The sequence below is a fragment of the Thalassospira australica genome (genome assembly GCF_044790785.1).
GTDB lineage: Bacteria > Pseudomonadota > Alphaproteobacteria > Rhodospirillales > Thalassospiraceae > Thalassospira > Thalassospira australica_A.
This window is the reverse complement of the sequence record NZ_CP085258.1, coordinates 4,272,957-4,295,469: the sequence shown is the minus strand read 5'-3', so window position 1 is coordinate 4,295,469 and position 22,513 is coordinate 4,272,957. Positions and strand designations below refer to the sequence as shown.

19 protein-coding genes are annotated in these 22,513 nt (G+C 53.5%); 7 read left to right on the top strand and 12 right to left on the bottom strand.

Translation table 11 applies throughout. The features are described from left to right. Positions 1-43 precede the first annotated feature (43 nt). From LG297_RS19930 to LG297_RS19905, 6 genes are all read right to left on the bottom strand, one after another. Positions 44-1,630 (bottom strand): AmpG family muropeptide MFS transporter, encoded by a 1,587-nt coding sequence (locus tag LG297_RS19930; protein WP_404423410.1) that lies wholly within the window; start codon positions 1,628-1,630, stop codon positions 44-46. A 148-nt stretch (positions 1,631-1,778) separates the two neighbouring features. Further along, positions 1,779-3,599, bottom strand: a complete 1,821-nt coding sequence (gene typA / locus LG297_RS19925) for a translational GTPase TypA (RefSeq protein WP_404423408.1) — start codon at positions 3,597-3,599, stop codon at positions 1,779-1,781. A gap of 424 nt (positions 3,600-4,023) precedes the next feature. Then, positions 4,024-5,013 carry an adenosine kinase gene (locus LG297_RS19920; RefSeq protein WP_404423406.1) on the bottom strand — a complete coding sequence of 330 codons (990 nt, stop codon included), beginning with the start codon at positions 5,011-5,013 and terminating at the stop codon, positions 4,024-4,026. A gap of 615 nt (positions 5,014-5,628) precedes the next feature. Then, positions 5,629-6,507, bottom strand: coding sequence for a SirB1 family protein (locus tag LG297_RS19915; protein WP_404423404.1), 879 nt, complete (start codon positions 6,505-6,507; stop codon positions 5,629-5,631). Positions 6,508-6,665: 158 nt separating this feature from the next. Then, positions 6,666-7,322 (bottom strand): BON domain-containing protein, encoded by a 657-nt coding sequence (locus LG297_RS19910; RefSeq protein WP_404423402.1) that lies wholly within the window; start codon positions 7,320-7,322, stop codon positions 6,666-6,668. A gap of 96 nt (positions 7,323-7,418) precedes the next feature. Further along, complete coding sequence (locus tag LG297_RS19905) at positions 7,419-8,282, bottom strand: AraC family ligand binding domain-containing protein (protein WP_404423400.1); 864 nt, start codon at positions 8,280-8,282, stop codon at positions 7,419-7,421. A gap of 40 nt (positions 8,283-8,322) precedes the next feature. Here LG297_RS19905 and LG297_RS19900 point away from each other — a divergent pair, with 40 nt between their 5' ends. Further along, a complete protein-coding gene (locus tag LG297_RS19900) occupies positions 8,323-8,730 on the top strand; it encodes a DUF2000 family protein (RefSeq protein ID WP_404423398.1) in 408 nt (135 codons plus the stop codon). Between the two features lie 35 nt (positions 8,731-8,765). Here the strand turns inward: LG297_RS19900 and LG297_RS19895 are convergent, their stop codons facing one another. Continuing rightward, complete coding sequence (locus LG297_RS19895; RefSeq protein WP_404423396.1) at positions 8,766-9,149, bottom strand: YraN family protein; 384 nt, start codon at positions 9,147-9,149, stop codon at positions 8,766-8,768. A 3-nt stretch (positions 9,150-9,152) separates the two neighbouring features. Further along, positions 9,153-10,157 carry a 16S rRNA (cytidine(1402)-2'-O)-methyltransferase gene (gene rsmI, locus LG297_RS19890; protein ID WP_404423394.1) on the bottom strand — a complete coding sequence of 335 codons (1,005 nt, stop codon included), beginning with the start codon at positions 10,155-10,157 and terminating at the stop codon, positions 9,153-9,155. Between rsmI and LG297_RS19885 the strand changes: the two genes are divergently transcribed. Next, positions 10,079-11,512 carry a penicillin-binding protein activator gene (locus tag LG297_RS19885; protein ID WP_404423392.1) on the top strand — a complete coding sequence of 478 codons (1,434 nt, stop codon included), beginning with the start codon at positions 10,079-10,081 and terminating at the stop codon, positions 11,510-11,512. The two genes, rsmI and LG297_RS19885, sit on opposite strands and share 79 nt — an antisense overlap. Before the next feature lie 48 nt (positions 11,513-11,560). On the opposite strand, the gene nth is transcribed toward LG297_RS19885, so the two are convergent. Further along, positions 11,561-12,202 carry an endonuclease III gene (nth, locus tag LG297_RS19880; protein WP_404426970.1) on the bottom strand — a complete coding sequence of 214 codons (642 nt, stop codon included), beginning with the start codon at positions 12,200-12,202 and terminating at the stop codon, positions 11,561-11,563. Further along, on the bottom strand, positions 12,199-12,456 hold the full coding sequence (locus LG297_RS19875; RefSeq protein ID WP_404426977.1) for a hypothetical protein: 258 nt from the start codon (positions 12,454-12,456) through the stop codon (positions 12,199-12,201). The genes nth and LG297_RS19875 overlap by 4 nt, the downstream gene beginning before the upstream one ends. Here LG297_RS19875 and LG297_RS19870 point away from each other — a divergent pair. The 3 genes from LG297_RS19870 (at position 12,416) to dnaJ (ending at position 16,451) form a co-directional block, all read left to right on the top strand. Beyond that, positions 12,416-12,916 (top strand): DUF2244 domain-containing protein, encoded by a 501-nt coding sequence (locus LG297_RS19870; RefSeq protein WP_404423390.1) that lies wholly within the window; start codon positions 12,416-12,418, stop codon positions 12,914-12,916. The two genes, LG297_RS19875 and LG297_RS19870, sit on opposite strands and share 41 nt — an antisense overlap. 372 nt (positions 12,917-13,288) lie before the next feature. Further along, positions 13,289-15,202, top strand: coding sequence for a molecular chaperone DnaK (dnaK, locus tag LG297_RS19865; protein ID WP_404423388.1), 1,914 nt, complete (start codon positions 13,289-13,291; stop codon positions 15,200-15,202). A gap of 103 nt (positions 15,203-15,305) precedes the next feature. After that, positions 15,306-16,451, top strand: coding sequence for a molecular chaperone DnaJ (gene dnaJ / locus LG297_RS19860; protein WP_404423386.1), 1,146 nt, complete (start codon positions 15,306-15,308; stop codon positions 16,449-16,451). 47 nt (positions 16,452-16,498) lie between these two features. Here dnaJ and LG297_RS19855 read toward each other — a convergent pair whose 3' ends face one another. Continuing rightward, the gene (locus LG297_RS19855; protein ID WP_404423384.1) at positions 16,499-17,437 is read right to left on the bottom strand and encodes a LysR family transcriptional regulator; all 939 of its coding nucleotides are present in this window, start codon (positions 17,435-17,437) and stop codon (positions 16,499-16,501) included. 109 nt (positions 17,438-17,546) lie between these two features. On the opposite strand from LG297_RS19855, the gene LG297_RS19850 reads away from it, so the two are divergent. Together LG297_RS19850 and dapB are read left to right on the top strand one after the other, a co-directional pair. Continuing rightward, positions 17,547-18,431 carry an aldo/keto reductase family oxidoreductase gene (locus LG297_RS19850; protein WP_404423382.1) on the top strand — a complete coding sequence of 295 codons (885 nt, stop codon included), beginning with the start codon at positions 17,547-17,549 and terminating at the stop codon, positions 18,429-18,431. 104 nt (positions 18,432-18,535) lie between these two features. Further along, on the top strand, positions 18,536-19,336 hold the full coding sequence (gene dapB, locus LG297_RS19845) for a 4-hydroxy-tetrahydrodipicolinate reductase (protein ID WP_404423380.1): 801 nt from the start codon (positions 18,536-18,538) through the stop codon (positions 19,334-19,336). 88 nt (positions 19,337-19,424) lie between these two features. Here the strand turns inward: dapB and polA are convergent, their stop codons facing one another. Further along, complete coding sequence (polA, locus tag LG297_RS19840) at positions 19,425-22,256, bottom strand: DNA polymerase I (RefSeq protein ID WP_404423378.1); 2,832 nt, start codon at positions 22,254-22,256, stop codon at positions 19,425-19,427. Positions 22,257-22,513: the final 257 nt, after the last annotated feature.

Sequence of the window (22,513 nt, the reverse complement as noted above, 5' to 3'; positions counted from 1 at the left end):
TAACACGGCGTCCGGTTTTCTTTTGCCTGAAGAAAGGCGGAACTCAGCCTTCGTCGTTTTCGGTGGCCTTGGTACCGGCCTTTTCGGCAGCGTTCAATGTCGTCATTCGACCGGCCAGGGCCACCAGATACAGGACCGGGATACCGATCAGAGCGGTGCCGATAAAGAACCAGCTATAACCAACGGCATCGACCGCTGTACCCGAGAATCCGGCCAGGATTTTGGGAAACAGCGTCATGATCGAACTGAAAATCGCATATTGCATGGCGGTAAAGGAAATATTGGTCAGGCCCGACAGGTAGGCGATGAAGGCTGCTGTTGCCAGGCCGCCCGAAAGGTTGTCAGCCATAATCACGCCAGCAAACATTACCGTATTCGGCCCCAGATGAGCCATGACGGCAAAAAGAATATTGGTGATGGCCGACAGAAGCGCACCGAGAAACAGGATGCGCACCACGCCATAGCGAACTGACAAAAGTCCGCCCAAGAAACTGCCCGCAATGGTCATGAATAGACCAAATGTCTTGGAAACCGCCGCAATTTCTTCTTTGGAAAAGCCGAGATCGGTATAGAAAACATTGGCCATGACCCCCATGACGATATCGGCAATACGATAGACACCAATCAGGGCCAGTACGACGATGGCGGCCTTGCCATAACGATCAATGAAATCCTTCACCGGGGCGATATAGGTTTCCTGCACCATACCGGTTGGCGTAACCCCAACGCGGGTTGTCAGCCATGCAACAAGAATTGCCGCGGCAACCGAAATTGCCAGTTTGATGGTCCCGGCAATGAAGGCCGCAAGTTCACCAATCATGCCGCCTTCGGTCAGGCCGGTTCTCAATGGATCGGTCAGGGTGCTGGTATAGATATTGGCGATAATGAAGGCGATCACGGTTAGCGCAAACATCAAAAGGAAACGACCGTAATCCGACGTTTTATGAAAATATTTGCTGTCGATACGGTTTACAACCGGCTCCCGGATGATCAGGGTGGTAATCACGCCAATTCCCATCGCCAGTGCCATACAACCATAGGCAATCGTCCAGGCCAGCGGTTCATACGTGCCTTCGGCCTCGAACAGACCGGCAATCGTCAATGCACCTGCACCGGCAACAATCATTCCGATGCGATAGCCACTGATATAGGACGAACTCATCATCGCCTGCAGGTCGGGATCGGCGGCTTCAATACGATAGGCATCAATTACGATATCCTGGGTGGCTGAAGCAAAGCCAAGCGCAACGGCAGCAAAGGCCATCATGGTCAGGTTTTGGGCGGGATCGGTAAAGCCCATCCACAGGATTGCACCGATGATGCCGCATTGGGCGATGATCAGCCAGCTTCTGCGGCGGCCAAGCACGCCATGTAAAACCGGGAAGGGCAACCGGTCAATCAGCGGTGCCCAGACAAATTTGAAAGAATATCCGAGGGCTGCCCAACTGAAATAGGTCACGGTTGACCTCTCCACACCGGCCTCACGCAACCAGATCGACAGGGTGGAAAAGATCAGCAAGATCGGAATCCCGGCCGATAAACCCATAAACAGCATGGTGATTACGCGTGGATGGATAAAGGCACGAAATGATTCACCCCAACTGCGCACGGCGGTAGCGGTGTTGTGCATGGATTTTCCCCGATTGAATGCGACCGTGCCCGAAGGTAGGGGAAACAGGTTAAAGAATGCCGAAACGAAATAATGCACGATTAAGGCCCTGAAACCAAAAAAGGCCGACCCGTGTGGGGTCGGCCTTTCAGATCCGGCTCGAAACCGTTTAAACGGTTTCGGATTCCGATTTGCGGCTTTCGCGTTTGCGCACGTTTGGATCAAGGTGCAGCTTGCGAATGCGGATGCTTTTCGGCGTTACTTCTACCAGTTCGTCATTCTGGATATAGGCCAGTGCTTCTTCAAGCGACATACGGCGCGGCGGGGTCAGGGTGATGGCGTCATCCTTACCCGATGCACGAACGTTGGTCAGTTTTTTGCCCTTGAGGATGTTGACCTCAAGATCGTTGTTACGGTTATGTTCGCCGATGATCATGCCTTCATAGACACGATCACCCGGATTGATGAACATTGCGCCGCGATCTTCGAGGCCCCAAAGGGCGTAGGCAACCGCATCGCCCTGATCGTTGGAGATCAGAACGCCGTTACGACGACCGGCAATCGCACCCTTGACCGGGCCATAGGAATGGAAGACGCGGTTCATGACGCCGGTACCACGGGTATCGGTCAGGAACTCGCCATGATAACCGATCAGGCCACGCGACGGTGCGAGGAATAGAATACGGGTTTTGCCGCCACCAGAAGACCGCATGTCGGTCATTTCGGCTTTGCGCAGGCTCATCTTTTCCACAACGGAACCGGCGAATTCTTCGTCAACGTCAACCTGGACTTCTTCGAACGGTTCGGACATGACGCCGTCGATTTCCTTGATCAGAACGCGCGGACGCGAGATCGACAGTTCATAGCCTTCGCGGCGCATGGTTTCGATCAGAACACCCAACTGAAGTTCACCACGGCCAGCAACTTCGAAGGCATCCTTGTCAGCGGTTTCCGACAGCTGAATAGCAATGTTGCCTTCGACTTCGCGTTCCAGACGTGCACGGATCATGCGCGAAGTGACCTTGTCGCCTTCCTGACCGGCAAGCGGCGAGTTGTTGACCGAGAAGGTCATGGCAAGGGTCGGTGGGTCGATTGGCTGGCTGGAAATCGCGCTTGTGACTTCCGGTGCGCAGATGGTGTCGGCAACAGTTGCATCTGTCAGGCCGGCAATCGCGATGATGTCACCGGCAACGGCCTCTTCCTGCGGAACACGATCAAGACCGCGGAAGCCCATCAGTTTGGACAGGCGACCGGTTTCAACCGTACCGTCACCACGCAGAACCTTGACCGGCATGTTGAGTTTCGCACGACCCTGCGCGACACGACCGGTCAGAATACGACCAAGGAAGTTGTCAGCATGCAGCATGGTGGCAATCATTGCGAACGGTGCGTCAACTTCTGCCTTCGGCGCCGGAACATAGTTCAGAACCAGATTCATCAACGGCGTCAGGTTTTCTTTCGGGCCTTCCGGTGCCTCGGCAGCCCAGCCATCACGACCGGAGGCATACAGAACCGGGAAATCAAGCTGTTCGTCATTGGCTTCGAGCGACACGAACAGATCAAATATCTCGTCGAGAACTTCTTCTGCGCGCTGGTCCGGGCGGTCGATCTTGTTGATGATCACGATCGGCTTCAGGCCGAGTTTCAGGGCTTTACCCAGAACGAATTTGGTCTGTGGCATCGGGCCTTCGGCCGAGTCAACCAGCAGAACAACACCATCAACCATCGACAGGATACGTTCGACTTCACCGCCGAAATCGGCGTGGCCCGGGGTATCGACGATGTTAATGCGGGTGTCACCCCATTGAATGGCAGTCGGTTTGGCCATAATGGTAATGCCGCGTTCGCGTTCCAGATCGTTACTGTCCATGGCGCGTTCATCAACACGCTGGTTGTCACGATAAACACCGGACTGACGGAACATCGCGTCAACAAGGGTGGTTTTGCCATGGTCGACGTGGGCGATGATGGCTATATTGCGCAAGTTCATTGGCGCGGACTCCAGAATAAAAATGCCGCGCGCCGGGATATCTCCCTTGCGCATCGGTCAGTAAAAGTTTCAAGGCCAGTAGATATTCAGCCGCCGCAGCACCGGTGTCGCCCGGTCGGCAAGGTCAAACCCGCGCAATTTGCGCAGCACTGCACATGCTGAATGTTTACTGGCCCAAAGACAAATTGCAGCTTGGCTCGAAAGCCGCCCTGTCATAGCCAATGTCGAGGCGAATGACCAGCCTTGTGCATGCCATGCGGGGTTGATTTTTATGCAATGCCGGGTTCTTGCGCCATTAACTGGATAAAGTCAATCTTTGTGTGCGTTGCAAAACCGCAGAATGCGGGGATTTGGTGCAAAAGAAACGGGACGGCAAATAAATGTTGCCGTCCCGTGAATTTTATTGGTCCAGGCGGATCAACGATCAAAGAGTCTTCGCGACCAGTTCCTTAAGGTCCGCATCCGGGCGTGCGCCCATGTGTGAAATTACCTCGGCAGCGCAGATCGAGCCAAGGCGACCACAGGTCGCAAGATCATCTCCCCGGGTGTAGCCATAAAGAAAGCCAGATGCAAAAAGGTCACCTGCACCAGTTGTATCGACCACATGGGCAACCGGTTCGGCATCAACTTCGATGATTTCGTTATCCGAGACGATGACGGAGCCTTTTTCGCTGCGGGTCAGGGCTGCGACCTTGCAATGGGTGCGAACTTCGGCAAGAGCCTCTTCAAAGGTATCGACTTCGTAAAGCGATTTGATCTCGTCTTCGTTGGCAAACAGCACGTCGATATGATTGTGAACCAGCTCGCGGAATGAGTCGCGATGACGATCAACGCAGAAGGAATCAGACAGGCTGATCGAAACCTGTCGACCGGCTTCGTGCGCGACCTTGGCGGCCTTGATAAAGGCTTCTTTGGCTTCTGGACGATCCCACAGATAACCTTCCATGTAGGTAACCTTGGCCGATGCAATCAGTTCGGCATCAATATCATCCGGGCCAAGTTCTGTGCACGCACCGAGGAAGGTGTTCATGGTGCGATGCCCGTCCGGGGTAACAAAGATCAGACAACGTGCCGTCGGTGAACCGCTGGTGGCAGGTGTGGAGTTAAAGGAAACCCCGATGGCGCGGATATCGTGACGGAAAACCTCACCAAGCTGATCGTCGCGCACCTTGCCAATATAGGCACCCTTGCCGCCAAGGGCTGCAATGCCCGCCATGGTGTTCCCGGCAGATCCGCCCGACATTTCCATACCCGGGCCCATCTGGGTATAGAGGCTGTCGGCGGTATCGGCGTCAATCAGGGTCATGGCGTTCTTTACAAGGTTCAAACGGTCAAGGTCTTCTTCCTTGCAATGAGAAAGAACGTCGACGATGGCATTGCCGATCCCGACGACGTCGAATTTGGTGTTGCTCATTGACTTGAATTTCCTGCGCTCTTTTTGGAAATGGCCCTTCAGACAAGAGGCATACATTAAATGTGCTACGGTCTTTTCCGGGGTGGGGCCAGATGGTCTGGCGCGGGAGTATAGAGAATGAAAATTACGGCGCAAGCATCGCGACCGTTTCGTGTCCGGTCTTTTAACCGGACGTCAGGAATGCAGAAAACTGCGAATGTAGTTTTGAGGGTTGCGAGGGGAAACAATTTTGACCCTTATGAACTGAAATTACAAACTGCTTCTAAAAAATGATCGACCCGATTTGGGATCCTGATTCAGTAATGCCCGGAAAACCGGGCTTTTGGACTGTCATAGTGCAAAGTGGACGACCGTCGATAAGTGGTATGGATCACAAGCTTGCTTGCGCTCTTTTGACAGCAAAAATCGTCATTCAAGGTTAATAAAGAAGTCCTGAATTGAGGATTTCACTGATTCCAAGAGGGGTTAGGTTTCAATCAAACTGGTATGTATCCATTTAGGAATGCAAATAATATCCTATTTTTGGAAAATAGAATTTTTTATATGATCCTGATTTGGGAAAAGTGCTTTTGTCGTAACAATCGCCCCGACAGGCCTTAGGGGCGATAGCGAAGCTCAGGAATGGTTGGGGTCCGGGTTTTCGGGGGGCTGCTTGGGTCCCGGGTTCTGTGAACGGATCGGGTAAAGTTGCACCGGGGCATCCGTATTCGTCGTGTTGGCAGAGTGATGATGCCCATCCGTCGAATCATTTTTACGGTTCGGTACCGGATGACCCAGACGTTCCCGTAATTCTTCAATAACCGCACTGATCCGGACCCGATGCATCGGGTCCTTGCATAGTTCAACGAACCGCGTGAAGGCATGAAGTGCCTTTTCGTCTTCATGCAGTCGGGCGTAAAGAGCGCCGAGCTGATGCCAAAGTCCGTCATGGTCCGGCGCAATCAGCAAACTGTTATCGATAACACGCGCGGCCAAGGCCAGTTCGCCTTGCCGAAGGGCACGAACTTTTATATTGTTTTGAAGTCGTAACAATATCGCAATATCAGAGGCTTCGCGGTAATGGTCAGGTTGCAATTCGGCATCCAGACCCTGAAACGCTTTTAGTAATTCACGTAACTCGGCAGATCCTAGTGTGATGCCACCATGGAACGGATCGATCATTTTTCGCGCGCCACCCGATTGAAGGCGCAGCAGAAAGTGACCGGGAAAATCAATGCCGGTAATTGCGATCTGACATCGCTTTGCCGCATGCACATAAAGCAGGGCCAATGCGACCGGTAAACCGCGTTTTCGATCAATGACCGACATCAGATCGGCATTGGCGATATCGTCGTAATTTTCTGCATCACCCTGAAATTGATAGGCCCCGGGAATGATGTCCTGCAAAGCCTGGACAATGATATCGACCGTTGGATGGTTACGGTCTTGATGGCCGGATTTATCGGCAAGTGCATCAATTCGGTTTCTGACATCGTCAGAAATGGTATCGAGCAAATGCAGATAAGCCGAGATATCGCGGGCCGGATCGTTCAGGCGGGCAAAACGCAGGGCGGCCTCGGCCGCAGTTGCATCGGGATATTGACCGTTGCCGTAATCGGCAAGCCATTGACGATCATTTGCAGTGATGTCCTTTTCCCGATCAATAATAATGCTCAGGTCCTCTGACGTTTCGGGTCGTCTTTCAGGCGTACATGGCTGACGACGCGTCTGACATAGCTGGTACCACGTGCATGGGCGATGACAAGGTTGCGTTCATGTTCGCTTTGCGCAATGCCCATGATATGCACCGTACCATTGATGGTTTCGATACTGTAGTTAATCGCATAAACGTCCGTGTCAAACATCAGGGCGGTTTTGATACGGGTCGTGATCAGAAGATCGCTGGCATTATCCATCAGACTGCTGCCAGCCCCGACATTGATTTCGTTGATAACACGCTCGACACCATTGACCTGCCAGGCCAGTTCAACTGCTTTGAGTTCGCTATCGGTATTGTCTACCGTTCCAGCCAGCAGGACTTCGCCTTCAACCACCTCGATCTCAATCCGGCGAAACAGATTTTCGTCTTCGCTCAGAAACTTCTGCCAGATTTCTGCTGTGATGGCGGTATCGCTGACAGCACCGTTAAATCCGCGTTCCTGCATGGCCGCCACACCGGCGGTTGCGCCAGCACCAATCGCAAGTGAAGTGCATCCGGCAAGCGGCAAAATGGCAACGATCACCAGAGCCGGTCCGGCTTGCGCAATGTAATGTCTGACTTTAACAACACGGTCTTTTGACCGTCGCAATATGCGTGACAGTGAAGTCATTAATTGGTTTCTCGCCCCGCGTTCCCCCGTCTTCTCAACTGCCAATATGAGGGCTTCCAGTTAAGGAGTTTTAAATTCGAGGCGAGGTTTGGCCGATTAATGACTTTTTTCGCATGTGAGTTCGGCCCAGCGGCCCGGCGTTACGCCAAAGGCTCGTTTGAAATGCCGGTTCAGATGACTTTGATCGGCAAATCCGGTTTCACCTGCGATGTCGACCAGCGGGTGACGAAGGGTGATAAGGGTTCGGGCTTTTTGCAAGCGACGCATCATCAGATAGCGATAGGGTGTTGTGGCAAAGCAGGCCCGGAACTGCCGTATCAGGCGATACCGATCAAAGCCGGTGACGTCTTCAAGTTCGCCTGATTGTACTGGACGATCAAAATTGTCCTCCAGATACTGCCTTGCCCGTTCCATGCGATCAAATGCCAGCAATCCTATCGATTTGATCGGGGCTTTGGAATGACGTGCCAGGCTTTCGGCAATGTCACAGATGAATTGATCGATCTGAAGCGGGTCGACATCCTGATCAAGGTGGGCAAGCACCAAGGCCAGGGTGGCGGCCAGTTGTGGATCGGAAATAACGGGGGCGGCGACAAAAGGCAGGGATGCCGTATCCGAGCCAAGACCATGACGCAGCAAGGATGGTTCAAGATAAAGCATGCGATAGCGCAAACCCTCGTCGGTTCCGGCTCCGCCGTCATGAAGTTCGTCGGGGTGAAGAACAATTACATTGCCCGGATGGCTGGCGCGCAAGGACCCGCGATAACGAAAGGTCTGAACGCCTTGAAGGGTGAGGCCGAGCGCATAGGTATCGTGACGGTGCGGGGCAAACATATTGCCAAAGAAAAGGGCTTCCATCCGCTCGATCCCCGGAAGGGGGCTTGCGGAAATAAAGCGTTCTTGCGGTTTGCACAAACGTTCAAGACCGTCAGATGTGGCTTCGTTTATAGCATTTTGCATGACAGCTTTTTCCGAAACCCAAAATCAGCGGATACCGCGAATGTTTGATACCAAAGTCGCCATTGTTCTTCGTAACGATCTGGAAAACTGGCAATCACTGAATGTGACAGCCTTTTTAATGAGTGGCATCGTTGCCCAGTTCCCCGACATTATCGGTGAACCTTATATTGATCGCGACAAGAATATCTATAACCCGTTATCGCGCCAACCGGCTATTGTTCTGGCGGCCGATCCGGTGACCATGGGCAAAATCCATCGCCGTGCGTTGGAACGCGGGGTAACGGCATCCCTTTACGTCGAGGAAATGTTTGCCACCGGCCATGATGCCGCAAATCGCGAGGTTTTCAGTCAATTCGCCCCTGACGATGCAAAGGTGGTCGGTATTGCCCTTTGCGCTGAGAAACGCGCGACGGATAAAATTACCAAGGGTGCCAGAATGCATCCATAGGGGGTTACCGATGATCGGTCATTCCAGTGTCAAAGTCATACCGTCCAGACATTTTTCAGATGCCTGATTCGCCAGCCCTTGCTGATTGCCATGATATCGAACCGCAAATCACCCTGATGGCTGGTGCGCACCGCAAAGGTTGAAAGTGCACGAGCAATGCGTTGTTGCTGTCTGGGACGCAGCGCATGAAGCGCATCGTCAATATTGTTGCGATTCTTGACCTCGATTGCAGCGATCAGGTTGCCCTTTTTCACGATGATATCAATCTCGCCAACCGGGCAGCGAAACCGCATTGCAAGAACACGGTAGCCGCATAACCGCAGCCACATCGCGCAAATCCATTCTGCCCGTCGTCCGGCCCGTTCCGCCTGCTTTCGACCATGTTGTGTATCTGGACGGGCATTGCGGACAGGGGACATCGGCTATTCCCCGACCTGTTTGGTGATTTCCAGAGCACGGTTATAAAGATCGCGTTTCTTAAGGCCGGTTTCCCTAGCCAGAAGTTCCGCTGCTTCCTTGGTGCGCAGTGTTTTCAAAAGCTCGGTCAGCCGGGCATCAATGTCGTCGGCGTCAGGTTCGGCACTGCCTTCTTCCTGCGGTCCGACGATAACGACGATTTCACCCTTAGGTGCGCCTTCTTCGGCATAATGGGTGGCAAGGTTGGCAAGTGTTCCGGTTCGGACCTCCTCGAACATTTTGGTCAGTTCGCGGGTTACGGCGGCTTCGCGTGCCTCGCCCAGTATTTCGGCCATATCGGTAAGGCTGCCTGCAAGACGTTTGGGGCTTTCAAGGAATATCAGGCTGCCGGGGATATTGGCAAAGTGGGCCAGTTGCTTTTTACGCGCGGACGTTTTGGGCGGCAGGAAACCGGCATAAAAGAAATGGTCGCTGGGCAGGCCCGACAAAATCAAGGCGACAATCGGTGACGATGCACCGGGGGCGGCAGTCACATTAAAACCTTCGGTCTTGCAATCACGTACCAGCTTGTAGCCGGGATCGTTAATCAACGGGGTACCGGCATCGGAAATCAGAGCCAGTGCCTGACCTTTGCCAAGGCGATCCATGATTTCGGGACGCATTTTTGCAGCGTTATGTTCGTGATAAGCGATCCGCTTGGTTTTGACGCCATATCGAGACAGCAATTTCCCCGACGTTCTGGTGTCTTCGCACAGAATAATATCGGCGCGTTTGAGGATATCGAGCGCACGAAACGTAATATCGCCTAAATTACCGATTGGAGTGGCGACAAGATAAAGACCCGATGAAAGCGGCAAGTGTCGTTCATCCGGTTTACTTGATCCCTCGCGCGGATTACCCTGCGTGCGAAACGAGCTATCGGGAGGTGAGAGTGGGTTTTCCGAAACGTCATCCGTTGCAGAATCTGGACGGGAATTCGGCATGGTGCCGGATTGCGCGCCGGACGGCATCTGTGTTGGTCCTTTCGCTGGGGCTTGCTGCATGCAGTGGCACCACGAGTATCACGGACCTGTTGGGCATGCAACGGGATGGGGCGCCTGTCGAAACGGCGAATGACCCGACACGGCCGCCCAATCAGGGGCTTATTCCTGAAGCCGATCCATGGGCGGGCGACACTGCGTTGCCAGCGGGCGAAGATCAGGAATTGCTGACCATTTACAACGATGAAGCTGCGCTGAATGAAAAACGTGTGGCACTTTTGCTGCCGCTGTCGGGTCCCAATGAAGAACTTGGTCGGGCGATGCGTCATGCTGCTGAACTGGCGATGTTCGATATCGCAGGTGACGATTTCGTTCTGATGCCGGTCGATACGGCCGGAACATATCAGGGCGGACAGGCTGCTGCCCACCAAGCGATCAATGCCGGGGCTAAAATGATCCTTGGTCCGCTTTTTGCCGAATCGGTTAGTGGCGCAAGCGAGATTGCCAAGGCCGCCGGTGTGCCGGTGATCGCGTTTTCGAACAATCAGCGGGTTGCGGAAAGCGGTGTCTGGGTTAATGGTTTTGTTCCCGAAGACCAGATCGCGCGTGCGGCCGGTTACGCGACCACCCAGGGCAAATACCGTTTTGCTGCTTTATTGCCACAAAATGATTACGGGCGTCAGATCGCGGGGTCGCTACAGAGTGTTATGTCCCGCGTAGGAGGCAACCTTGGAAGGGTCGCATTTTATGATCCGGGATCAGACAACCTTGAGCAGACGATTCGCAGTTTTGCCAATTACGATGCAAGGCGTGCCAATCTGCGGGCCCGCAAGCGCGAATTGGAGGCAGATGGTTCGACTGCCTCCCAGCGTGCATTGAAGCGGCTTGAAGGTGTCGACACACTGGGCGAGCTTGATTTTGATGCGCTGATCCTTCCTGCGACTGGCGGCGAGTTACGACAGGTGTCAGCCCTTCTGGCTTATTTTGACATTGATAGTTCCGAAGTGCAGTTCATCGGGACATTCGGCTGGAACGATCCGGGCCTGTTTTCCGAGCCGGCACTTAAGGGCGGTATTTTTGCAGCACCCGATCCGGAAAACTGGAAGCTGTTCTCGGACCGGTTCGAGCGGACTTTTGGCGAACAACCGCCGCGCATTTCAAGCCTTGCCTATGACAGCGCAGCCTTGGCCGCAGTATTGTCGCGCGAATCCGGTGACATGACCCGCGAGGCCGTTACCAACCCCAACGGCTTTGTGGGTGTCGATGGGATTTTCCGTCTGACTGCAGAGGGGCGTTCGGAACGCGGTTATGCCGTGATGCAAATTCAGCCTGACGGCGCCAAAGTCGTTGCACCGGCACCTGCCGCATTCGATCAGGTTTTCTGATCCCATCGGTTTGGGAAACCTGCATACCGATATCAAACACCCGTCGGATTATGCTTCGGCGGGTGTTTTGTCTTTGTAATTGCACAGATCATTGACGATGCAGTCACCACAGCGCGGTTTGCGGGCCTTGCAGATATAACGACCATGCAGGATCAGCCAGTGATGCGCATGGGTCATGAAGCGCGCAGGAACCTTTTTCATAAGGCCCTTTTCAACGGCTAGCACGTTTTTGCCATTCGCCATCCCAGTCCGGTTACCCAGCCTAAAAATGTGGGTGTCGACAGCCATGGTGTGTTCGCCCCAGGCGATATTGCGAACAACATTTGCTGTTTTGCGCCCGACACCGGGAAGTTCTTCGAGCGCATCCTGATCATTGGGGACGACTCCGTCATGCTTTTCGACCAGAATTCTGGCAGCGGCCATAACATTCTTGGCCTTGCCGCGGTACAATCCGATGGTCTTGATGTGTTCGATCAGAGCTTCTTCACCAAGATCAAGCATGTCCTGTGGTGTTTCGACAATCTGGAACAGCTTTTTCGTGGCCTTGTTGACCCCGACATCGGTTGCCTGCGCCGACAGGGCAACGGCCACCAGAAGTGTATAGGGATTGGTGTAGTCCAGTTCGCCTTTCGGTTCCGGATCGGCGTCTGAAAGGCGTTGGAAAAACTCTTCTATGGCGGCTTTGCTCATCGGGCGGGACATGGATATTCATCTCTGTGTTGGGACTGCATTTTTGCGGTCAATTTCGGGATGTTGGCAGATGGCGTTCTGGCATCCCTGATGCGATCTCCTGTTAGCGGCATATATAAACTGACGATCTGCAAAGGTCGAATTTTGATTGCGGCAATATTGGAAGCGTTCCAGAATTGGCCGATTGGAAACGCTGCAACCCGGTCGATTGCCATGCCAGCCGTACCAAGAACCGAAAAACCGATATTTTGCATCAATTTGCATCCGCCGCGCTCTTTGAGCAGGCGGGCAGCACGCAATATTGTTATTGTGCTGGCTTGCGTTACATCGTTGATCGGGCTGGTTTTCTGGGCGGTGGGCGCATGGCCGGTCATCGGGTTTCTGGGCGTTGATGTGATCTTGCTGTCGCTTGCCTTTTATTTCAGTTTTCGGAGCGCACGGGCAGAGGAACGGATCGAGCTTCGCCGGGGTAATTTGCGAGTGACTCGTATATCTGCTCGCGGAGCGCGTCAGGAATTTGATTTTCAGCCTTATTGGCTTCAGGTCGTGTTGGAACGTGGCGAAGACGATCAATGTGAACTTTATTTACGGTCGCACGGCAAGCGTTTCGAGATTGGCGGCTTTCTGGGGGCCGAAGCAAAGACCGATCTTGCCGAAAAGCTTGAAAAATTCCTGCGTCAGGTACGTTGTCAGCCTGCCTCACAAACCGGATAGAGATCATCAAACCGCTGTTTGGTGCGGGTTTTTCCGGTATGTGACGGGTTTTGCAGCTTTGGCAACCCGGATATGCTTTGCGCGAATTCTACCTTTTTAGTTGTATAAACCGCTTGAAAAGATGCAATTTTGGCCGCGAAACCGGCGTCAGAAAGGGGGCGGAAAGCCGATTTAGGCCTTTAGCAGCAAAATTCACCCGAGATTCCCGGTTTTCACCGCTTGCGAGTTTTTGATGACTTTCATATATAGGTGCGCGGGGTAATCACCCCAAGAAATTTGAGACTATTACAACCATTGGTCCCAGGAGGTCCTGCGCAGCGCTTAGATCGTGAAGGCTGCGGGACGGACCGGCCGCTAAAAGAGGAACTTACTATGGGCAAGATTATCGGTATCGACCTTGGCACCACCAATTCCTGCGTCGCAGTCATGGACGGCAAAGAAGGCCGCGTGATCGAGAACAGCGAAGGTGCCCGTACCACTCCGTCGATGGTCGCTTTCACCAATGATGGTGAGCGCCTCGTCGGTCAGCCGGCAAAACGTCAGGCTGTTACCAACCCGGAAAATACCCTTTTCGCCATCAAACGTCTGATCGGCCGTCGTTATGGCGACCCGGAAGTCGAAAAAGACAAAGACCTTGTCCCGTACAAAATTGTTGCGGGCGAGAATGGCGATGCATGGGTTGAAGTCAATGGCGAGAAAATGGCACCGAGCCAGATCGCAGCCATGGTTCTCCAGAAAATGAAGGAAACCGCAGAAGCCCATCTGGGTGAACCGGTAACCGAAGCCGTTATTACCGTTCCGGCATATTTCAACGACAGCCAGCGTCAGGCAACCAAGGATGCCGGTAAAATTGCCGGTCTTGAAGTCAAACGCATCATCAACGAGCCGACTGCAGCAGCACTGGCATATGGTTTGGACAAGAAAGAAGGTGGCACCGTGGTCGTTTATGACCTTGGTGGCGGTACCTTCGACGTGTCGGTTCTGGAAATCGGCGATGGTGTTTTCGAAGTGAAATCGACCAACGGCGATACCTTCCTTGGTGGTGAAGACTTCGATAAAAACATCATTGATTACCTTGCTGACGAGTTCAAAAAGGAACAGCAGATTGATCTTCGTAAGGATCGTCTGGCCCTTCAGCGCCTGAAAGAGGCAGCCGAGAAGGCCAAGATCGAGCTTTCCTCGTCAATGCAGACCGAAGTAAACCTGCCGTTTATCACTGCAGATGCATCAGGCCCGAAACACCTGAACATCAAGCTGTCGCGTGCGAAGCTTGAAAGCCTTGTTGGTGACCTGATCGAACGCACGATGACCCCGTGCAAGGCTGCGCTGAAAGATGCCGGCATTACCGCAGGTGAGATCGACGACGTTATTCTGGTTGGCGGCATGACCCGTATGCCGAAGGTTCAGGAACGCGTGAAGGAATTCTTTGGTCGTGATCCGCACAAAGGTGTGAACCCGGATGAAGTCGTTGCCCTTGGTGCGGCCATTCAGGGTGGCGTTCTGCAGGGTGACGTCAAAGACGTCCTGCTGCTTGACGTGACGCCGCTGTCGCTGGGTATCGAAACCCTTGGTGGTGTATTCACCCGTCTGATCGACCGTAACACTACGATCCCGACCCGCAAGTCGCAGACCTTCTCGACTGCGGAAGACAACCAGACGGCTGTGACCATCCGTGTATTCCAGGGTGAACGCGAAATGGCTGCTGACAACAAGATGCTTGGCCAGTTCGATCTGGTTGGTATCCCGCCGGCACCGCGTGGCGTTCCGCAGATCGAAGTGACTTTTGACATCGATGCCAACGGTATCGTCAACGTGTCTGCCAAAGACAAGGCGACCAACAAGGAGCAGCAGATCCGCATTCAGGCATCTGGTGGTCTTGGCGATGACGAGATCGAAAAAATGGTCAAGGACGCCGAAGCCAATGCGGAATCCGATAAAAAGCGTAAAGCGCTTGTCGAAGCCCGCAACCAGGCGGAAGCCGTCATTCATTCGACCGAGAAAAACCTTGCCGAACACGGTGACAAGGTTGATGCCGGTGCAAAATCGATGATCGAGGATGCATTGTCGGCGCTTAAAGAAGCCAAGGATGGCGAAGATCCGGAAGCGATCACCACGAAGGTCAACGAACTTCAGCAGGCTGCAATGAAACTTGGCGAAGCCATGTATCAGGCACAGCAGGCTGAAGAAGGTAGCGAGGGTGATGCTGCCGGTGCATCTGCACAGGCTGACGACGGTGTTGTTGATGCCGACTTTGAAGAAGTCGATGACAGCAAAAAAGACAAGTAAGGCGACCGCAGAGGTCGTCTTGAACGACGCCCTGTAAATAAAAATCGGGCCGTTCCGGACGCAAAAATTGCGGGAACGGCCCGACCGTGTTTCGGAGTTACAGATGGCGAAAGAAGATTATTACGAGCTGTTGGGTGTTGGCAAAGATGCCGATGCTGCCGCGCTCAAAAGCGCCTATCGTAAACAGGCAATGAAGTATCACCCGGACAAAAACCCGGGGGATACGGAGGCTGAAGTAAAGTTCAAGCAAGTCAACGAAGCCTATGAAGTCCTGAAAGATCAGGAAAAACGTGCTGCCTATGACCGGTTTGGTCATGCTGCGTTTGAGCAAGGCGGGCCGGGCGGTGCCGGTGGTTTCGGTGGCGGCTTTGGCGGTGGTTTCGGTGGCGGCGGATTCGCCGACGTCTTTGACGAGATTTTTGGCGCCATGGGCGGGGGACGTCGTGGCGGCGGTTCGTCGCGCGGGGCTGATCTACGCTATAATATGGCGATCTCGCTTGAAGAGGCGTTCGAAGGCAAGAAAGCCGAAATCACCATTCCTGGTTCTGTTGCGTGCGACGAATGCAACGGCAGCGGTGCCGAGGCCGGTTCGCAGCCGGTAACTTGCCCGACCTGTAACGGCCATGGCAAGGTTCGTGCACAGCAGGGCTTCTTTACGATTGAACGTACCTGCCCGAGCTGCCATGGCAAAGGCAAGATCATTAAGAATCCGTGCAAATCCTGCCACGGTGTCGGCCGTGTTGAACAGGAAAAGACCCTGTCGGTAACGATTCCGGCCGGGGTTGAAGATGGCACGCGCATTCGTCTGGCTGGCGAAGGTGAAGCCGGGGCCAATGGTGCACCTGCAGGTGATTTGTATATCTTCCTTGATATACAGAACCATCGCTTCTTCCAGCGCGACGGGGCGAACCTGTATTGCCGTATTCCGATTCCGATGAGCAAGGCAGCCCTTGGCGGCACCATAGAGGTGCCAACAATCGAGGGGACGCGCACCCGGATCAATATTCCCGAAGGTACGCAATCGGGACAGCAGCTGCGTCTGCGCGGCAAGGGCATGACCATCCTGCGGTCGCAGGCACGTGGTGACATGTTCGTTGAAATCAGCGTCGAAACCCCGGTCAGACTGACCGAGCGGCAGAAAGAACTTTTGAGAGAGTTTGACGAGATTTCGCGCGAGGAAGGTAGCAACCCGGAAAGCGAAGGGTTCTTTTCCAAGATGAAGGAAATCTGGAAAGACCTGACGGATTAAATGCCTGCCAAATCGACTGGTTTCTAAAGATGTTTAACCCCGCTCTGCTACCCGGAGTGGGGTTTTTCTTTGGCCGTATCATGTGGCCAAGGGTGGCTTTTGACAAAGTCGATGAAAGTTCGGAGCGGTGTGGGGACAAGGCGACGTCCCGGATAATAAAGCTTGGGTCCCGGAAACTGTGGCCACCAGTCTGCGAGTACGGGAATGAGAGCACCGCTGTCAAAATAGGGCTGTAGCCAGTCCTCAAACAGATAAACGATGCCGGTGCCCATACAGGCGGCGTGAGTCGCAAGATCAGTCCCCCCGCCGGGACGCACAAGCAACGGCCCGCCGGGATTCAGTTCAATGGTTTCATCACCGCGTTCAAATTCCCATGAAAGCATGGCCCCACTGGCGAACCGTCCGCGCAGGCAGGCATGTCCCAGAAGGTCGCGGGGATGTACCGGCATACCGTGTTTTTCCAGATATCCGGATGAGGCCGCGGCGGCAAAACGCTGGGCACGCGGGCCAATTGGAATTGCGATCATGTCCAGTTCAAGACTTTCGTCATAGCGAATGCCGGCGTCACATCCTTCCGCCAGTACATCGACGAAGCTTTCCTCGGTGATGATTTCAACCCGGATATCGGGATAGGCAGCAAGAAAGGGCGGAATAAAATGCGGTAGAACAAGGCGTGCCGCACTTACAGGCACGTTCAGTTTCAGAGTCCCTGCCGGACGGCTGCGGAAGCTGTTCACCACATCAAGTGCCAGTTCCATTTCATCAAGAGCCGGCGAAAGCCGCTTTAAAAGCCCTTCACCAGCTTCGGTCAGTGCGACGCTGCGTGTACTGCGATTAAACAGCCGCACGCCAATCTGCGCTTCAAGTCGACGGACCTGATCGCTTAAACGTGATGCGCTGCCACCGCTTAAGCGAGCACCTTCGCGAAAACCGCCTGCGCGTGCGACAGTGATAAAGGCAGTAATGTTCGCCAGATCAAGTTTCATTGTTCATAAATCCGTACAAGTTGTTCCGATTGTAGTGGATTGTCGATCAAAGAAGGAAGGCCTAGCTTTGGGGCAGACATCGAATGCCCGACATGAAAGGAGATTTCCCATGTCCATTATCGAACAGGCCGGAACTTTTACCATTGGCGATCTGACTGTAAACCGTATGGGGTATGGTGCCATGCAGCTTGCCGGGCCCGGGGTTTTCGGCCCGCCCAAGGATCGCGAAAGTGCAATCGCGGTTTTGCGTGCGGCGATCGAAGCCGGGGTTAATCATATCGATACCAGCGATTTTTACGGCCCGCACATTACCAATCAGTTGATCCGCAAAGCGCTTCATCCCTATCAGGATGACCTTGTGATCGTAACAAAGATCAGTGCGAAACGCGGTGATGACGGTTCATGGTTACCGGCATTATCGCGCGAAGAATTGATATCAGCGGTGCACGACAATCTACGCAATCTGGGAATTGATGTGATTGATGTCGTCAATTTCCGTTCCATGCATGGTCTTCACGGCCCGGCCGAAGGTTCGATCGAAGAACCGTTGTCGGTTCTAGCCGATTTGCAGCAAAAGGGACTGATCCGTCATATCGGATTGTCGAATGTGACGCCGGCCCAGATTGCCGAAGGACGCAAGATTTGTGACGTTGTGTGTGTTCAGAACCAGTACAATCTGGCTCATCGCGATGATGATACGCTGATTGACAGCCTTGCTGCAGATGGCGTTCCCTATGTGCCGTTTTTCCCGCTGGGTGGTTTTTCACCGTTACAGTCAGAAACCCTTTCACAGGTTGCGAAGCGCCTTGACGCAACGCCAATGCAGGTTGCCCTTGCCTGGTTGTTGCAGCGTTCGGCCAATATCCTGTTGATTCCGGGAACTTCATCGCCCGAGCATCTTTCGCAAAACCTTGCTGCGGCCAGCCTGAAGCTTCCGGTTGACGCAGTTGCTGAACTTGACGGGATTGCCGCGCAATCCTCCACAACAGGCTGATTGTTAATTTGCCCCGCATTTGGACATTTCCGGTGATTTCATCACAGGGCAGCATATGTTAAAGCAATGACACGTTTGAAATAGCTTGCCGGAGGAGACCGGAAATGAAAATCGGGATTGTCGGATGTGCCGGCCGTATGGGGCGCATGCTGGTCAATGAAACGGTCAGGACCAGCGGTTGTGAGGTTGGCGGTGGTACTGACCTGCCAGACAGCCCGTTTGTCGGAAAGGATGTCACCCTGATTGCCGGTCTGGAAGAAAGTGGTGTTCTGGTCGGTGACGATCCCAGGGCATTGTTTGAAGCTGTTGATGCGGTAATTGACTTCACCGCACCGGCGGCAACCATGAACCATGCCAAGCTGGCAGCTGAAGCCGGCAAGATTCTTGTGATCGGAACGACCGGGCTTTCAAATGATCAGAAAGCGGAGCTTAAGGTTGCAGCCAAAACAGCAACCATCATTTTCGCACCGAATATGAGTGTCGGTGTGAACCTTGCCTTTGCGCTGGTCGAGAAGGTTGCGGCGATCCTCGATAAGAATACGGCTGATATCGAAATCGTTGAAATGCATCACAAATATAAGGTTGACGCCCCGTCAGGTACGGCACTTGGCCTTGGTGAGGCGGCGGCAAAGGGTCGTGGGGTCGATCTGGATGCGGTTTCGGTGCGCTCACGCGACGGGCATACCGGCGCGCGCGAAAACGGTACCATCGGCTTTGCAACGCTGCGTGGTGGTGATGTTGTAGGCGATCACACGGTTGTCTTTGCCTGCGAGGGCGAGCGGATCGAAATTACCCACAAGGCGTCATCGCGCGAAGTTTTCGCCAAGGGGGCGGTACGTGCGGCGAAATGGGCGGAAGGCAAGAAGCCCGGTCTTTATTCGATGCGTGACGTTCTGGGTCTTTAAACCGGCCCTGATCCGGTCATTTTATGCAAAAGCCCCGGCAGTGCTGCCGGGGCTTTTGTTTTACTGAGGTATCCGGACATTGATCTGATCAGTGGGCATCCGCCCAGCTATCCCCGATACCGGCATCTGCGATAAGTGGTACGGAAAGGTGCGCGGCATTTTCCATGACCTCGCGGATCACCTTGACGGCCTTTTCGGTTTCATCTTCGGGGGCTTCAAAGATCAATTCATCGTGGACCTGAAGCAGCATGCGGGTTTTAAGCCCCGCATCAACAAGTGCACTGGGCACTGCAATCATGGCGCGTTTGATAATATCGGCAGCACCGCCCTGAATCGGGGCGTTGATCGCAGCACGCTCGCCAAAACTTCTGCGCATCCCGTTTTTGTCATTGATGCCGTTGATATGGATCTGACGGCCAAACAGGGTCCGAACAAAGCCATGCTTTTTGGCGAAGTCTTTTGCCTGTTCCATATAATCGCGAATGCCGGGATAAATTTCGAAATAGGCTTCGATAAAGGCTTTGGCTTCCTTTTGTGGAATGCCAAGCTGATTGGCGAGGCCAAAGGCCGAAATCCCGTAAATGATGCCGAAATTGATGGCCTTGGCTTTGCGGCGGACCATTGGATCCATGCCTTCAATCGGCACGCCAAATACCTTGGATGCGGTGGCGGCGTGGATATCCTCGCCGTTTTTGAAAGCATCACGCAGGGCGTCGATCTCGGCCACATGTGCCAGAAGGCGCAATTCGATCTGTGAATAGTCGGCAGAAATCAGTTTACAACCGGGTTCCGAAATAAAAGCGGTCCGGATTTTACGGCCTTCTTCACTGCGGATCGGAATGTTTTGCAGGTTCGGGTCGTTTGATGAAAGGCGCCCGGTATTCACATTGGTCTGACCGTAGCTTGTGTGAACGCGACCAGTTTCGGGATTAATGTGATGGGCAAGAGCATCGGTATAGGTGCTTTTAAGTTTTGAAAGCTGTCGCCATTCAAGAATCTTCGTCGGAAGATTATGACCGTGGGCGGCAAGTGCTTCAAGAACGTCTGCACCGGTCTGCCATGCACCGGTTTTGGTTTTTTTACCGCCCGGCAGGCTCATTTTTTCAAACAGGATTTCGCCAAGCTGTTTTGGGCTGCCGAGATTGAAAGGTTCACCGGCCATTTCATGAATGGTTTCTTCAAGGGCGGCCATCCGCTTGGCAAAATCGTTTGAGAGGGTTTTGAGTTTTTCGGCATCAATACGGATGCCAAGGCTTTCCATTTTCGCCAGTACCGGGACAAGCGGCCGGTCCAGTGTTTCATAGACGCTGGCCATGTGTTCCTGAGCAATGCGAGGTTTCAGCAACCGATGCAGGCGAAGCGTGATATCGGCGTCTTCAGCGGCGTAATCAAGCGCCTTGTCGAGCGGCACCTGATCAAACGTAATCTGGGTTTTGCCCGATCCGCAAACATCGGAAAACTTGATCGGTTTGTAATCCAGATGCAGTTCGGCCAGTTCATCCATACCATGGCCGTGGCTCGTGCCGTCCAGAACATAGGACAGCACCATGGTGTCGTCTATCGGTGCGACATTGATACCGTGGCGCGACAAAACAATCATGTCGTATTTCAGGTTCTGCCCGACCTTGAGGACACCCGGGTCTTCCAGAAGCGGTTTTAGCAGCGCAATTGCGCGGTCCAGCGGGATTTGCTTGGGTATATCGCGCTCGACGGGTGTTTCTGTCGGGGCATCAAAATCAAAACCGCCCTGGGCTTCGTTACTGTGGGTGTCATCGTCAGAAATTCCGTGTCCAACAGGGATATAGCAGCCATTACCCGGTTCGGTCGAAAGCGAAATACCAACCAGTTTGGCCTGATGGGCATTAAGCGATGTGGTTTCGGTATCGACAGCAATGGTACCGGCATATTCAGCCATTGAAATCCAGTGCTTTAGGCGGTCTTCATCTTGCACCAGTTCATATTCTGCCTTTTCGACACTGATATCATTGACACCGGTGCCCGGCTCGACAATGCCGTCTGCATCAATTGAACCACCGAACTTTGCCTTTATCTTGGAGATCAGTGATTTAAAGCCGTGTGTTGAAACAAAGCTTAAAAGAACATCCGGGTCGGGTTCCCGCAATTCGAATCCATCAAGCGTTTCAACAACTGGAACATCTGTTTTGAGCGTAACCAGATCACGTGAAATGCGCGCCAGTTCGGCATTTTCGATAAGCTTTTCGCGGCGTTTGGGTTGTTTGATTTCACCAGCACGTTCCAGCAATCCATCCAGATCGCCATATTCTTCAATCAATTGGGCCGCAGTTTTAATCCCGATGCCCGGTACACCGGGGACGTTGTCAACCGAATCACCTGCAAGCGCCTGAATATCGATGACTTTGTCCGGAGTTACGCCGAATTTTTCCAGAACCTCTGTTGCACCGATTGTGCGATTCTTCATCGCATCAAACATTTGCACCCGGTCCGTGACAAGCTGCATCAGGTCCTTGTCCGAAGATACAATAATAACGTCAGAACCTTCGGCCTCGGCCTGTCGGGCATAAGTCGCGATCAGGTCGTCAGCCTCGTATCCTTCGAGTTCAATGGATGGCAAGTTAAAGGCACGTGTTGCATCACGGATAAGCCCGAACTGCGGAACGAGTTCTTCGGGCGGCGGCGGCCGGTGCGCCTTGTATTCGGGATAAAAATCGTTTCTGAACGACTTTCCCTTGGTGTCAAAGATCACCGCCATATGATCGGGCTTGGTATCTTCGCGCAGTTTCATCAGCATGGTGCAGAAACCGTACACCGCATTCACAGGCGTACCGTCGGGGCTTGTCATTGGTGGCAAGGCGTGAAAGGCCCGGAAGATAAAACCGGACCCGTCGACCAGAACGACACGGCGGGGCGGTTGGCCGGTGGATGGCGCAGAATCTGTCATGCGTCTGATGCTCATTCGTTCGTTTGATTTGATGATCCGCAGAATGCCCGATCCGATCGGTGAAGTCGAGTAGGGCATCGTCGAAAGCGCGAATATATAACCGATTTTAGCGCTTCCTCCTGACGGGTTCTGTCAGGGGATGTCAGGTATGCCCAGTTTCATATCGGATTCGCAATGAAGTGGCTAACGAACAAATTCTGACCATTTGTGGCAGGGCATCGCTTTGGGCTTATCAGAAAGTGTCAGGATTGATATGG